This is a genomic window from Citrobacter sp. RHBSTW-00671 (assembly GCF_014103415.1).
Classification (GTDB): domain Bacteria; phylum Pseudomonadota; class Gammaproteobacteria; order Enterobacterales; family Enterobacteriaceae; genus Citrobacter.
The window spans coordinates 1,550,907-1,565,634 of record NZ_JABXPR010000001.1 but is presented as its reverse complement, the minus strand read 5'-3'; the positions used below and the strand labels follow the sequence as shown (position 1 = coordinate 1,565,634).

The window sequence follows — 14,728 nt, the reverse complement described above, 5'->3', positions numbered from 1 at the left end:
TCCTTTTCGCTATGCGAAATTACTCTTCAATTCGTAATCCGTAAGATTTGAATTTCTCCAGCACAATGGCGATCTCTTCGTCATCCAGCACCGGCACCGGGTCGACAATCGCCAGGGTGCTCAGATACAGGCGGGCCAGGACTTCGACTTCATGCGCCAGCCATAGTGCTTTTTCCAGATTTGCTTCACAGGCAATCAACCCGTGGTGCTGCAACAGCGTTGCCTTACGGCTTCTCAACGCGACGCTCACATGCTCTGACAGCTCTCGTGTACCAAACGTCGCATACGGCGCACACGGGATAGAGTTCCCCCCAGCCGCGGCAATCATGTAATGGATTGCCGGAATAGGACGGTTCAGAATCGATACGGCGGTGCAATGAATCGCATGGTTATGAACGACCGCATTGGCATCCGGACGCGTCTGATAAGCCGCCAGGTGAAAACGCCATTCACTGGAAGGTAATTGTCCTTTATCATATTTGCCGTCGTTATCTACGAACACGATCATGTTTTCAGTGAGTCTTTCGTAAGGGATACCGCTGGGTGTGATCAGCATTCCATTTTCATAGCGCGCACTTACATTTCCGGCGGTACCCTGATTCAACCCAAGGCGGGTCATTTCCAGGCAGGTTTCGATGATTTCACGTGATAAACGCATTCTTTCCATAATGATTCTCCGGGTACAGTTGCCCCTCGTCTTTATTGCGAAAAAATGCGCCGCAGAGTAAGACGGGTCAGGTTTCAGATATGAGCAGCCACTGAACATATTTATTCAGATTCAGTTGGCCGATTTAGTTAGTGTGACGAATTATTGTTGTCTTACACGCTTAATTAGTTTCATCTCAACTTTTACAGTTTCTTTAATTGGCTGATCATCAATAGCACTCATCATCATAGCGAACGCTTTTTCCGCCCAGACATTTTCATCCTGCTGCATTGACCAAACATTATTCGCAAGGAATCCCAGCATCGGATGTTCATCAAATGTTCCGATATTAATATCCGGTGGAATCACACCGAAACGATTGCGAATAGCAATGACGGCACCTTCCAGCACAGGTAATGATGAGGCAATAAACGCCTGCGGACAGCCCTGTTCGTTGATCAGTTTCTCCATCAACCGGTAGCCGCCATCCGGCGTATTATCCGGACCTTCTCGCACCCAGTCGCGATGAGAAATCCCATTATTACTCAATGCGTTAAGATAACCTTTTAAACGATCGCCAATACTGGGCAATCCGGTATCCCCGACTAAAAACCAGATCGGAGATTTGCCTGCATCAAACAAACTTTGCGTCAGCTTTTCACCGCCTAAAATGTTATGACTTTCAACCAGTGCGTTATCGGTATACTTAAAATCCCTGTCGAGTAGCACCATCGGTTTTCTGACCTGACGCAAATGGTGTTGCTGATTCTCTAATGTTGAGGGAACAATAAAAAGGCCATCAACATTACGAGCGATTAACGCTTTCGTTAATTTGTTTTCGTAATCAACATCATCGTAGGTACAACTAATCGTTAATTGATATCCAGAACGACGACAACGTTGTTCAAGTTTTTCGGCCAGTGTGGCAAAAAAGACGTTAGATATATTGGGCACAATCAGCCCCAACGTATCTGTTTTATTCAGTTTCAGGCTGCGGGCTGAATGGTTTATGACATAACCATACCGTTCAACGTATTCATTAATACGCGTTTGGGTTTTGACACTGATACGATATTGCTCAGCCTTCCCGTTCAGCACCAGTCGCACGGTCGTCACCGATAAATTCAGATCGCTGGCTATCTGTTCTACTGTTTTAGCCATTTATATGTCCCAGTTCACATCCAAAAACGTCAATTCACAATCATAAAAGTATTTTAAACTTTTGTCTTACTGCATAACCTGGTTAAGCGCCTGCTGTTGATCCCACATCATCAGATATGCCTGGTATTTACGGTCATAGAAGTCCTGCCGTGCAGGATTCGCTTTAATCACCTCGCCTGGGCAAACCATCGCCCGGCAGGCGGCGGGAACATCTGCCCACATCCCGCAGGCTACCGCACCGGTGATAGCCGCGCCTAACGTCACGGCATCTTCTTCCTGCAAAAGATGAATATCGCATCCGGTGGCGTCGGCATACTCTCGCAACCACAGTGGATTATGTGTTGCACCGCCACACAACGTCAGTCGAGAAATGCTATGACCGTTGTCGCGCATCACTTGCATAATGTGTCGGGTGCCGCAGGCAATCGCCTGTAATGTCGCCAGATACAGACGAGCAACCTGCATCTCGCCTCGTTCAAGCGTCAAACCGCACACGCTGCCCCGGGCATCAGGTCGCGCACGCGGGGAACGGTTACCGTGATGATCGGCCAGTACATGCAGATAACGACCAGGCTCTGACTCCTGCGCTTCCAATGCAGCCACCCACTCATTAACTAACACTATCGGATGACAACCCCGTGCCTCAGCCTTGTGATACAACTCAGCGCTGGCACCTGACTCCTGAAGCGTCCAGTCAACCAGCGCCCCAGCCGCGCTTTGCCCCCCTTCCGTCAGCCAGTAACCCGGCAGCATGGCGGACCAGTACGGGCCCCATACGCCCGGTGTATGAATCTCCTGCTCGCTGCACAACATATGGCAGTTTGATGTTCCGCTGATCAGCGCCAATGTTCCCGCAGGCTCGACACCGGCAAGCGCCACGCCCCCCGCATGCGCATCAATCATGCCACTGGCAACAACCACCGCTGTCGTCAGTCCCAGCGCCTGTGCCGCATCGGGGCTGAGCGTCCCAACGGCCGCGCCAGGGGGCAGGACCCGCAACGGAATTTTGCTCAACAAATCCGTTAATTCAACCGCATCCAGCAGGGAGTGGCAAAAGCGTTGTTCATGTGCCAGATAGTTCCATTTACAGGTTAAAGTACACAGACCTGCAACATCACAAGCGGTGGCTTGCCAGACCAAAAAATCTGCCAGATCGTAGAAGCGGTGTGCACTCTGCCAGGTCGCAGGGAAATGGTTTTTTAGCCACAACACTTTGGGTAGTTCCATTTCGACACTGACTTCACCACCGACATAGCGCAACGCCGGGTCCTGTGTAGCGTTGATCCGCTGTGTCTCCTGCACCGCACGATGATCCATCCACATGATGATGTTGTGGTCTGACGGTTCCCCAGGTGAAACCGCCAGCCCCTGCCCCTGTTCATCCAGAGCCACTAACGAACAGGTGGCATCAAACCCCAGCGAGCGGATCTCCTCAACGCAAACCCCGGCTGACGACACAGCCTCCTTCACGGCATGGCAAACCTGCTGCCAGATTTCGGCAGATGACTGCTCTACCCGCTCAGGGCCAGGTCGAAACTGCGAGATAGGGAATGTCGCAAAAGCCAGCCGTTTGCCACTGGCATCAAAAACACCCGCCCTGACACTGGCAGAACCGACATCCACTCCGAGGAAATATCCACTGCTCATAGTAGCTCCCTGACGCTGGCTAAGAATGGGGCGAATGTAACCGCCCCCGCGGTCTTATTTTTTACCGAATGGGTGCAACAGCTTGTCGATTTCCGGTGTATCAATGTTCTGCGCATTAACAAATTTCACCGGAATATCAATTTCTTTCGGTACTGACTGACCTGACACGGCCGCATTCAGCGTCTTAATACCCTGATAGCCAATCTGGTACGCATCCTGTACAACAAAGCCCTGGATCACGCCAGATTTCAGGAAGGCAATGATTGCTTCGGTGCTATCAAAACCAATCACCTTCACTTTGCCTTTCAGGTTTTGACTATCAATGGCGTTCGCCACACCCAGCGTTGAGCCTTCATTGGTGCCGTAGATCCCGGCAATATCGGGGTTTGCCTGGATCATATCGATGGTTTTATCCATCGCTTTTTGCGGATCACCATCGCTGTACTGAACCGGCAGCACGTTGATATCCGGATATTTTTCCTTCATTCTGGCCACAAAACCTTCCGAACGTTCGATTGCGGAAGAGGTTCCAGCCACGTGCGCAATAATGCCGACTTTCCCTTTGCTACCCACTTGTGCAGCGAGAGCATCTGCCGCTTCAGCCCCTGCTTTACGGTTATTCGTTGCCACAAAGCTGACCGGAATGTCAGAATTTACGCCTGAGTCAAACGTCACCACCTTGATGCCGCGTGAATTCGCTGTTTCCACTAATGGAGCCAGCGCATTGGCGTCTAATGCCGCCAACAGCAACCCATTAGGTTTTTGCGCCATTGCGTTTTCAACCAACTGAATCTGCTCAGCAATCTGAGTTTCATCGGCAGGCCCAACATAGCTGGTCTTATCGCCCAACTCTTTCGCCGCCGCTTCGGTACCCATTTTTACGGTCTGCCAGAATTCATGCTGGAAACCTTTACTGACCACAGGAAGGTTCATATCTTTAGCCAGTGCGCTGGATGTCATACAGGCCAGCAGGGATAACGCATAGACAAAATTCCTGGTTCTCATTGTTTTACTCCGTTCTGAGTGAGTCACCCTAAACGTCAGGGTTATGTTGTCCCGTGACTACCGGGTGCGTAAATCAACGAATTTTTTTGCGTAACGTGTCGAGATAAACCGCGGCGATAACGACGACGCCCATGGCCACCATTTGCCAGAACTGCGAGACGCCCATCAGGTTCAGACCATTTTTCAACACGCTCATAATGAATGCGCCGATAATGGTGCCGCCAATAGTGCCAATCCCCCCCATCAGGCTCGTGCCGCCAATGACCACCGCAGCAATGGCTTCCAGTTCATAGCCCACGCCGACGGTCGGCTGGCCCGAGTTCAAACGAGAAGCCAGAATGACCCCGGCAATCCCGGTCAGCAGACCACAAAAGGCGTAGACGAAAATTTTCACGCGCTGGACTTTAATCCCGGAAAGATGCGCAGCAACCTCATTACTCCCCACGGCATAGACATAACGGCCAATCACCGTTTTCTTGAGGATATAGGCGGCAATCAGGGCGACGACCACGAGGTAAAAAACGGGATAAGGCAGCACATCGAACAAGCGTCCCTGCGCCAGCATCTTGAAGGTGGGATAATCAGCAAAGTAAATTGCCCGGCCGTCAGTCATCACCATATTGATGCCTCTGACGGACATCATCAGGCCCAGCGTGGCAATAAAGGGCGGAATGGTCATTTTAGTGACCAGCAAGCCATTGATATAGCCGCATAATCCACCAGCGAGTACGCCGGCCAGAATACATACCGGCAAAGGCAAACCCAGGGTGGCGCTGATACCCACCGCAACACCAGAAAAGGCCACTACCGAACCGAGAGAAAGGTCGATTCCTGAAGTGATAATGACGAAGGTAACGCCAATCGCCATGATGCCAATCACCGAAGTTTGCAGGGCAATTGTCATAATGTTTTCTGTGTTAAAGAAAAATGGCGAACCGAAGCTAAAAAATATTACTAAAATAATCAGACTCAAAAGCGGTGCCAGGCGCATTAAAAGTTCTTTGTTAATTTTTATTTTCTTATTATTGCTGTCTGAAGAGGTTACAGAGATAGTCATAAATTAGTCCTCTAACGTCGCATATTGCATGATTTTTTCTTGTGTGGCGTCATCAGAAGCTAACTCTCCGGTAATACGCCCATTACGCATAACTAAAATGCGATCGCACATACCCAGCACTTCCGGTAATTCAGAGGAAATCATGATAATTGATTTCCCTTTTGCCACCAGTCGATTCATTAATTCATAAATTTCAAGCTTGGCCCCCACATCAATACCGCGAGTGGGTTCATCAAAGATGAGAATGTCGGTGTCCTTGCATACCCATCTGGCAATAATAATTTTTTGCTGATTACCGCCACTTAAATTCAACGCAGCCTGTTCAAGATGCGGCGTCTTAATACGCAGTGCTTTCACCTGCTCTTCGCTGGTTTGCTGACAGCGCTTGCTATCCACGTTGCCATATCGGTTGGAATACTCGGGGTAATTTCCTAGCATAATATTGCGTTCAACGGACAATCCTAATGCCAGGCCTTCCTTTTTTCTGTCCTCGGTTAAGTAGCTAATACCCTGCTGGATGGCATCAGGAATATCCTTGATTACCGTCTCTTTACCGTTCAGCTTGATGGTTCCGCTGTCGATGGGATCGGCACCAAAGATCGCCCGTGCAAGCTCTGTACGCCCGGCCCCCATCAGCCCGGCAAAACCCAAGATTTCCCCTTGATGTAAGGTAAAATCGATATTGTTCAGTACGCCTTTGCGCGTCAGGCCACTGACTTCAAGCACCGGTTTACGCTGGGGGTGCGGCTCGCGGCGGGGATAGATATTGCCAAGGTCACGCCCAACCATCATGGCAATCAGGTCGCTGATTTTGACCGAGTCATAATCCACTGTGGCAATAAACTGTCCATCCCGCATGACGGTAGCGCGATCGGCGATCAACGCCAACTCCTCCAGTCGGTGCGAGATATACACGATGCCCGTTCCCTGTTCTTTAAGTAAGCGTGTAACCCGGAATAAGCTGTCAATTTCGGTTTCCGTCAACGCCGCCGTTGGTTCATCCATAATAAGAATCTTGGCATTCACCGATATCGCTTTCGCAATCTCAACCATTTGTTGCTGAGCAACAGTGAGATCGGCAACCAGCGTGTCTGGGGAGATATTCAGGTTTAATTTTTGCAAAATATCGATAGCAGCCTGTCGCTGTTGTTTCTCATCCAGACGCCAGCGATTATTTTTGCAAAACTCCCTGCCAATAAAAATATTGTCTTCGACCGTCAGCTCAGGAAAAAGGTTAAACTCCTGATGAATAATGGTGATACCTACGTTTTGTGCGCTCAATGGGCTTGCAAACGAAACGGGTTGGTCCTCAAAAATAATATCCCCTTCATCAGGTTGATATACACCGGATAAGATTTTCATCAGGGTAGACTTTCCCGCGCCATTCTCCCCCAACAGCGCATGAACCTCACCTTTGCGTAAAGTAAAATCCACATTACTCAACGCTAATACGCCGGGAAAGCGTTTCGTAATATGACTCATCTGTAAAAATGTTTCAGACATTGCTGCTTTCCTCAATATACAGAAACTGTAATCAGTGAATCAGGCGAAAAACAGCGTTGCCAGGAAGCCATCGTCACCGTTAATGCGAATGTGCCTACAAGATCATATGCGTTTTATCAACGATGCTAACTCGAGTTAGCGATTGCCTTTTAAAGCTATTTTAGCTGCCAAAAATAGCCAAATCATTTGGTTTAAAACTGTGACACTGAACAGACAATTTATTTTATCTTATTAATTCAAAAAGAATTTAATGGAAAAGTCCGTATTTGTTTATTTGACGCAGATCGAATTTTAACCACTTCTCGTGAGGTTTCTCACAGTTCCATAACAAAAAAGTTGTGTAAAAAACTCTCTAATACCTAAGCTAACTCGAGTTAGCAAAAATGGGTAATTCAGCCATCTGCGACAGTGGTGTCCAACATCCGCTTTTGCAGCACGGCATAAAGTGAGATGAGGAACCTCGAATGAAAAAAAATAGTTTACCGAAAATCGGTATTCGTCCGGTGATTGATGGGCGTCGTATGGGTGTACGCGAGTCGCTCGAAGAACAAACCATGAACATGGCCAAAGCCACTGCCGCATTGATTTCCGAGAAACTTCGTCATGCCTGCGGGGCACAGATCGAGTGCGTTGTCGCAGACACCTGTATTGCCGGATTGGCTGAATCTGCCGCCTGTGAAGAAAAATTCAGTAGCCTGAACGTCGGCGTGACAATTACCGTCACGCCGTGCTGGTGCTACGGCAGCGAAACTATCGATATGGACCCCATGCGTCCGAAAGCTATCTGGGGTTTCAACGGGACGGAGCGTCCAGGTGCCGTGTATTTGGCTGCAGCCCTGGCTGCACATAATCAAAAAGGGCTTCCCGCCTTCTCTATTTACGGTCATGACGTGCAGGATGCAGGTGATACCACTATCCCTGCCGATGTTGAAGAAAAACTGCTGCGTTTCACTCGGGCAGGTTTAGCCGTTGCCAGCATGAAAGGCAAAAGCTACCTGTCCGTCGGCGGCGTTTCAATGGGCATTGCAGGCTCTATTGTCGACCATAACTTCTTTGAATCCTGGCTGGGAATGAAGGTTCAACCTGTTGATATGACCGAATTGCGTCGTCGTATTGACCAGAAAATCTACGACGAAGCGGAGCTGGAAATTGCCCTGGCGTGGGCGGATAAACATTTCCGTTATGGCGAGGATCAGAACGCGCAACAGTATAAGCGAACTGAAGAACAGAGCCGTGCAGTGCTGAAAGAGAGCCTGCTGATGGCAATGTGCATCCGCGACATGATGCAGGGTAACCAGAAACTGGCAGAGAAAGGCCGGGTTGAAGAGTCGATGGGGTACAACGCGATTGCCGCCGGTTTCCAGGGCCAGCGCCACTGGACGGATCAATATCCAAACGGCGACACCGCCGAAGCGTTGCTGAATAGCTCATTTGACTGGAATGGCGTGCGCGAACCCTATGTCGTCGCCACCGAGAACGACAGCCTGAACGGTGTCGCAATGTTGTTCGGCCACCAGCTCACCGGCACGGCGCAGGTCTTTGCTGATGTACGGACCTACTGGTCACCGGAAGCCGTAGAACGTGTCACAGGTAAACCGCTGACCGGTCTTGCTGAGCACGGCATTATTCACCTGATTAACTCCGGCTCTGCGGCACTGGATGGTTCCTGCAAACAGCGTGACAGCGAAGGCCAGCCCACCATGAAACCACATTGGGAGATCTCACAGCAGGAAGCCGATGATTGCCTGGCGGCGACCGAATGGTGTCCGGCGATCCACGAGTATTTCCGCGGCGGCGGTTACTCTTCCCGTTTTCTTACCGAAGGTGGCGTACCGTTCACCATGACCCGCATCAATATCATCAAAGGCCTGGGCCCGGTGCTACAAATTGCGGAAGGCTGGAGTGTGGAATTACCGAAGGAGGTGCATGCTCAGCTTGATGCTCGCACCAATTCTACCTGGCCAACAACCTGGTTTGCGCCGCGCTTAACCGGCAAAGGTCCGTTCAGCGATGTCTATTCCGTCATGGCTAACTGGGGTGCCAACCACGGTGTGCTGACGATTGGTCACGTTGGTGCGGACTTTATTACGCTCGCCGCCATGCTGCGTATCCCGGTGTGTATGCACAACGTGGAAGAAGAGAAGATCTATCGCCCTTCCGCATGGGCAGCCCACGGCATGGACAGCGAAGGCCAGGATTATCGCGCCTGCCAAAACTACGGCCCGCTGTATAAACGTTAATGCGACTCAGCCCGGTGGCGCTAGCTTACCGGGCCTACGGTTGCACAACGTGTAGGCCGGATAAGGCGTTTACGCCGCCATCCGGCACCGTCTCGGGAGTGATTATGAAGAATGACGTCATCCTGGTTCTCGACTGCGGCGCGACCAACGTGCGAGCCATTGCGGTTAACCGCCAGGGAAAAATTGTCGCCCGCGCCTCAACCCCGAACGCCAGTGATACCGCCGTCGAGAACGCTGGCTGGCATCAGTGGTCCCTCGACGCCATTGTGCAGCGCTTTGCCGATTGCTGCCAACAACTCACCACGGAACTGACCGCCTGTAACATTCGAGGGATAACGGTCACCACATTTGGCGTTGATGGCGCGCTGGTTGATGCGTATGGCAAACTGCTTTATCCGGTTATCAGTTGGAAATGTCCACGTACCGCCGCCGTCATGGCTTCTATCAGCCAACGGATATCCCCTCAGAAATTACAGGATATATCCGGCGTTGGCGCGTTCAGTTTCAACACGCTGTACAAGCTGGTATGGCTTAAAGAGAATCACCCGCAATTGCTGGAACAGGCACACGCCTGGTTATTTATTTCATCACTGCTCAACCATCGCCTCACCGGTGAGTTCACCACAGATATCACCATGGCCGGTACCAGTCAGATGCTGGATATTCATCAGCGCGATTTCAGTGTTGATATTTTGCAGGCTACCGGGATACCACGCCGACTGTTTCCACGTTTAGTTGAAGCGGGAGAGCAGATCGGAACGTTGAAAAATGACGCGGCAAAGCAACTTGGGCTCACCGCGGGCATTCCGGTTATCTCTGCCGGCCACGACACGCAGTTTGCGCTCTTTGGCGCAGGCGCGCAGCCAGATGAACCCGTGCTCTCCTCCGGTACATGGGAAATACTGATGGTACGCAGCGCCCAGGTGAATACTGCCTTACTCAGCGACTATGTGGGGTCTACCTGTGAACTGGACAGCCGGCCGGGACTCTATAACCCCGGTATGCAGTGGCTGGCATCCGGCGTGCTTGAGTGGGTACGTAAGTTGCTGTGGACACCCGACACCCCCTGGCAAACGCTCATTGATGAAGCGCAGGCCGTCCCGGCGGGCGCTGAAGGGATAACCATGCACTGCGACCTGCTTGCCAGTCCGCGTGCCGGCTGGCAGGGCGTCACGCTCAACAGTACCCGCGGACACTTCTACCGCGCTGCGCTGGAAGGATTGACGGCCCAGTTGCAGCACAATCTACACACACTGGAAACCATCGGTCATTTCAACGCGACAGAGCTACTTCTGGTTGGTGGAGGAAGTCGTAATGCTCTATGGAATCAGATAAAAGCGAACGTTTTGGGTATTCCCATCAAAGTGCTGGATGATGCCGAAACGACGGTTGCCGGTGCAGCGATGTTTGCCTGGTCCGGTATCGGCGAATTTGCCTCTCCGGAGCAGGCTCGTGCGCAGGTGGATTATCAATATCGTTACTTCTATCCACAAACAGAACCCGTATTCACAGGAGTCGAGTAACATGCTCAAAACGATTTCCCCCTTAATTTCCCCAGCTCTGTTAAAGGTGCTGGCTGAAATGGGTCACGGTGATGAGATTATCTTTTCCGACGCCCACTTTCCGGCCCACAGTATGGGGCCACAGGTTATCCGGGCCGATGGTCTGCAGGTCAGCGACCTGCTGCGGGCGATTATTCCGCTGTTTGAACTGGACAGTTACGCCCCACCACTGGTGATGATGGCCGCCGTCGAAGGAGACTCGCTCGACCCCGACGTAGAAGCTCGATATCGGCAGGCACTGTCATTACAAACACCTTGCCCGGACATCACGCGCATTGACCGTTATGCATTTTATGAACGCGCACAAAAAGTATTCGCAATCGTTATTACAGGGGAGCGGGCAAAGTACGGAAATATCCTGTTAAAAAAAGGGGTAACGCCATAATCTCTTACCTGAATGCCCGGCAGGTACGGGCATTCATCGCATGATGGGGTGAGAAAACATGAAAGCAGCACGCCTGCAAGCAATCCTGGATCTGTTGAGCAACCATAAAAGTCTGACGACTGAAACCTTATCCTCACTGCTCAATGTCAGTAAAGAAACTATCCGTCGCGATCTTACGCAACTGCAGGCGCAGGGTAAGGTACTGCGTCATCACGGGCGCGCCAAAGTGATACATCGGGTAAACCAGGACTGCGGCGAGCCGTTTCATATCAGACTGAAAAGCCATTATTCCCACAAAGCAGATATCGCCAGAGACGCGTTAACGTGGATAGAGGAAGGTATGGTGATCGCGCTGGATGCCAGCTCTACTTGCTGGTACCTGGCTCGCCTGTTGCCAGACATTAACATTCACGTATTTACGAATAGCCAACCGATTTGCCTCGAATTGGGAAAACGCGAAAATATTCAGCTGATCAGTTCCGGTGGTCGACTTGAGCGCAAATACGGTTGCTACGTTAATCCATCGCTCATCTCGCAGCTAAAGCCGCTTGATATCGACCTGTTCATCTTTTCCTGCGAGGGGATCGACCGCGACGGTACACTCTGGGATTCAAATGCTACCAACGCCGATTTTAAATCCATCCTGCTTAAGCGTGCGGCGCAGTCATTATTATTGATTGATAAGAGTAAATTTAATCGCTCGGGTGAGGCGCAGATTGGGCATCTGGAACATGTGACGCATATTATTTCAGATACAGAAATGATTGAAACAATCCAGGCCGGATGAGGCGTTCACGCCGCCATCCGGCAAATAACGATTATCGTTCGTCGCGGCGACCACCGACGGCAGCCCACAGACGACGCACGTGCACGGTGACTTCTTCACGGTCGTGATAAAGCTGACGCGCCTGAATCTGCGCATTCACGCCATGCTCATCGAGCTGTGCCTGAATATAAGCCAGGTTTTGCGACACTTCCTCGTAGCGCTTTTTCATCGGCAGCTTAAGGTTAAAAATCGTCTCGCGGCACCAGCCGTTCACCAGCCATTGCGCCATCAGCGCAGCAACTTTGGCCGGTTTCTCCACCATATCGCAGACCATCCACGAGATGTTGTTACGATTCGGGCGATACTTAAATCCATCTTCGCGCAGCCAGGTGACCTGCCCGGTATCCATCAGGCTTTGCGCCATCGGACCATTATCCACCGAGTACACCCACATATTGCGTTTAACCAGTTGGTAGGTCCAACCGCCAGGACATGCTCCTAAATCAACGGCATACATTCCATTGGCCAGACGCTCATCCCACTCATCGGCAGGAATAAACACATGCAGCGCCTCTTCCAGCTTCAGCGTTGAACGGCTCGGCGCATCAGCCGGGAATTTCAGCCGCGGAATGCCCATGTAGAACGGCGAGTTATTATCAGGCCAGGAGTAGCCGGTGTAGCAACAGCCAGGCGCAATAAAGAAGACGTGCACTACCGGACGTTTTGGCGTTTCATGCTTTGCCAGCACACCCGCTTCACGCAGCGCGGCGCGCAGCGGTACGGTAAATTTGCGGCAAAATTTAACCAGCTCTTTGCTTTCATTGGTGTCGGCAACTTCAACACGCAAATCGCCGCCTTTCTCCACCACGCCCTGCAGCATACCGACGATCGGTGTGATGCGGTCTTCCGGCGGCAAATATTGCAACAGCTCGCCGACAACAAACATTTGGCGGGCAAAAATCAGCGAGCTAAACGGTAACTCTTTAACGAGCTTTTCCGCATCTTCCTGCTGATAGCATTCAAAGATGACATAACCCGCATTTTCTTTGACGCGGGCGAAACCAAAGATTTCGCGACGCCCTGCTTTATCCGTAATTTCTGCGGCGCACTCTTTTTCAAAACCCGGGCGACACAACAATACAACCTTATTCATGGCTTACGCCCTTACGTTTCAATCGAATAGCGCCCACTAACATCAGTGCCCAGCCTACAAGGAAGCTAAAGCCACCGACAGGGGTAACAAACGCCCACAGGCGTAAATGAGAAAGCGCGAGGCAATACAGACTGCCGCTAAACAGCACGGTCCCTAATGCCAGAAACACGCTACTCCAGTAAAACCAAATGCTAATACGTCGCTGCATGGCGACGGCCAGACCAAAAATAGCCAGCGTATGAAATGCCTGATACTCAAGGCCAGTCTGAATCCACCCCATTTCAACAACGCCGAGGGTTTTACTCAGAACATGTGCCCCAAAGGCTCCCAGAGCTACAAAGATAAAGCCACTGATGGCGGCAAAAATCAGCATAAAACGGCTGGTCATGTTAATACCCTACGTAAATTATTGTTCATAACGAAAGCGGAATTTTTCTTGTTCCGTGGCCGCTTTCGCCAGTATCCACTGACGGAAGGCGGCTATTTTACCCAGTTCTGCCTGACTGTCATGACAAACAAGATAAAATGCGTTTTTGCTGACCAGAACATCATTAAAAGGACAAACCAGACGTCCGGCTTCAATTTCGGACTGCGCCATAACGTTATTGGCCAACGCTACGCCCTGTCCATGGATAGCGGCCTGTAGCACCATGGCGCTATGGCTGAAGATAGGTCCCTGCTGTACGTTGATATGATTCAGACCCAGCTGGCGCGTATAAGCTTGCCAGTCACGCCGTGATGCATCGTGCAATAACGTATGTTTTGCCAGATCCTCAGGCGTCTTCAGCGGTTTATCGCCGGTCAGCAACAAAGGAGAGCAAACGGGTAGCAAGTATTCTGCGTACAATTTCTCTACGCGTAAGCCAGGCCAGTTGCCGCGTCCGTAGAAAATAGCCACATCGACGTCGTCGGCCAGTTTATCTTCCTGACGGTCCACGGCCTGGATCCTGACATCGATTCCCGGATAAGCTGAGTTAAAGCTAGAGAGTCTGGGCACCAGCCATTGAATGGCAAAACTGGGCAATAAACTGACGGTAAGCGCGCCTTTTGCACTGCGTGCCTGAAGTTTACGCGTCGCATCGGTTAATTGCGAAAAAATCTCTTTGATGTCGAGGAAATAGCTTTGACCTTCTTCCGTCAACAACAGCGATCGATTGCGCCGACGGAACAGCTTCAGCCCCAAAAAATCCTCAAGTGACTTGATTTGGTGACTTACTGCGGCCTGCGTCACAAAAAGTTCTTCTGCTGCGCGCGTAAAGCTTAAATGGCGTGCGGCAGCATCAAAAACACGTAACGCATTTAAGGGTGGTAATCGTTTTGACATGACTTTTAGGCTTTGATGTTAAATGAATTTAACAATTATCTAACAGGCTGTAACCTATTAGTTTTTTTAATCTGAGCCATTATAAATTGTCCGTTGAGGTTCTACCAGCAAATACCTATAGTGGCGGCACTTCCTGAAGCCGGAACGAAAAGTTTTATCGGAATGCGTGTTCTGGTGGGCTTTTGGCTTACGGTTGTGATGTTGTGTTGTTGTGTTTGCAATTGGTCTGCGATTCAGACCATGGTAGCCAAGCTACCCTTTTTCACTTCCTGTACATTT

At 50.8% G+C, this 14,728-nt stretch carries 13 protein-coding genes; 4 read left to right on the top strand and 9 right to left on the bottom strand.

The features are described from left to right. Positions 1–19: 19 nt before the first annotated feature. The 6 genes from fucA to HV261_RS07460 form a co-directional block, all read right to left on the bottom strand. Positions 20–667 carry an L-fuculose-phosphate aldolase gene (gene fucA / locus HV261_RS07485; protein WP_137382726.1) on the bottom strand — a complete coding sequence of 216 codons (648 nt, stop codon included), beginning with the start codon at positions 665–667 and terminating at the stop codon, positions 20–22. 141 nt (positions 668–808) lie between these two features. Next, entirely contained in the window at positions 809–1,807 is a 999-nt protein-coding gene (locus HV261_RS07480; RefSeq protein WP_202037882.1) for a LacI family DNA-binding transcriptional regulator, read from the bottom strand. A 66-nt stretch (positions 1,808–1,873) separates the two neighbouring features. After that, on the bottom strand, positions 1,874–3,454 hold the full coding sequence (locus HV261_RS07475) for an FGGY-family carbohydrate kinase (RefSeq protein WP_202037881.1): 1,581 nt from the start codon (positions 3,452–3,454) through the stop codon (positions 1,874–1,876). Between the two features lie 54 nt (positions 3,455–3,508). Then, positions 3,509–4,459 carry an ABC transporter substrate-binding protein gene (locus HV261_RS07470; protein ID WP_202037880.1) on the bottom strand — a complete coding sequence of 317 codons (951 nt, stop codon included), beginning with the start codon at positions 4,457–4,459 and terminating at the stop codon, positions 3,509–3,511. A 73-nt stretch (positions 4,460–4,532) separates the two neighbouring features. Continuing rightward, on the bottom strand, positions 4,533–5,516 hold the full coding sequence (locus HV261_RS07465) for an ABC transporter permease (protein ID WP_003034055.1): 984 nt from the start codon (positions 5,514–5,516) through the stop codon (positions 4,533–4,535). 3 nt (positions 5,517–5,519) lie between these two features. Then, on the bottom strand, positions 5,520–7,019 hold the full coding sequence (locus HV261_RS07460) for a sugar ABC transporter ATP-binding protein (protein WP_202037879.1): 1,500 nt from the start codon (positions 7,017–7,019) through the stop codon (positions 5,520–5,522). A gap of 464 nt (positions 7,020–7,483) precedes the next feature. On the opposite strand from HV261_RS07460, the gene fucI reads away from it, so the two are divergent. The 4 genes from fucI to fucR all read left to right on the top strand — a co-directional run bounded on the left by fucI (position 7,484) and on the right by fucR (position 11,993). Next, positions 7,484–9,259 (top strand): L-fucose isomerase, encoded by a 1,776-nt coding sequence (fucI, locus tag HV261_RS07455; protein ID WP_202037878.1) that lies wholly within the window; start codon positions 7,484–7,486, stop codon positions 9,257–9,259. 104 nt (positions 9,260–9,363) lie between these two features. After that, positions 9,364–10,782, top strand: a complete 1,419-nt coding sequence (fucK, locus tag HV261_RS07450; RefSeq protein WP_202037877.1) for an L-fuculokinase — start codon at positions 9,364–9,366, stop codon at positions 10,780–10,782. A 1-nt stretch (position 10,783) separates the two neighbouring features. Then, complete coding sequence (fucU, locus tag HV261_RS07445) at positions 10,784–11,206, top strand: L-fucose mutarotase (protein WP_202037876.1); 423 nt, start codon at positions 10,784–10,786, stop codon at positions 11,204–11,206. A 58-nt stretch (positions 11,207–11,264) separates the two neighbouring features. Beyond that, positions 11,265–11,993, top strand: coding sequence for an L-fucose operon activator (gene fucR, locus HV261_RS07440; protein WP_202037875.1), 729 nt, complete (start codon positions 11,265–11,267; stop codon positions 11,991–11,993). A gap of 31 nt (positions 11,994–12,024) precedes the next feature. On the opposite strand, the gene rlmM is transcribed toward fucR, so the two are convergent. Genes rlmM through gcvA form a run of 3 tightly spaced genes read right to left on the bottom strand, consistent with a single transcriptional unit; the run spans position 12,025 to position 14,449 of the window. Next, entirely contained in the window at positions 12,025–13,125 is a 1,101-nt protein-coding gene (gene rlmM / locus HV261_RS07435; RefSeq protein ID WP_048213093.1) for a 23S rRNA (cytidine(2498)-2'-O)-methyltransferase RlmM, read from the bottom strand. After that, the gene (locus HV261_RS07430; protein ID WP_005130969.1) at positions 13,118–13,513 is read right to left on the bottom strand and encodes a DUF423 domain-containing protein; all 396 of its coding nucleotides are present in this window, start codon (positions 13,511–13,513) and stop codon (positions 13,118–13,120) included. Before HV261_RS07430 ends, rlmM begins: the two co-directional genes overlap by 8 nt. 18 nt (positions 13,514–13,531) lie before the next feature. Further along, positions 13,532–14,449 carry a glycine cleavage system transcriptional regulator GcvA gene (gene gcvA, locus HV261_RS07425; protein ID WP_005130970.1) on the bottom strand — a complete coding sequence of 306 codons (918 nt, stop codon included), beginning with the start codon at positions 14,447–14,449 and terminating at the stop codon, positions 13,532–13,534. Positions 14,450–14,728 lie beyond the last annotated feature (279 nt).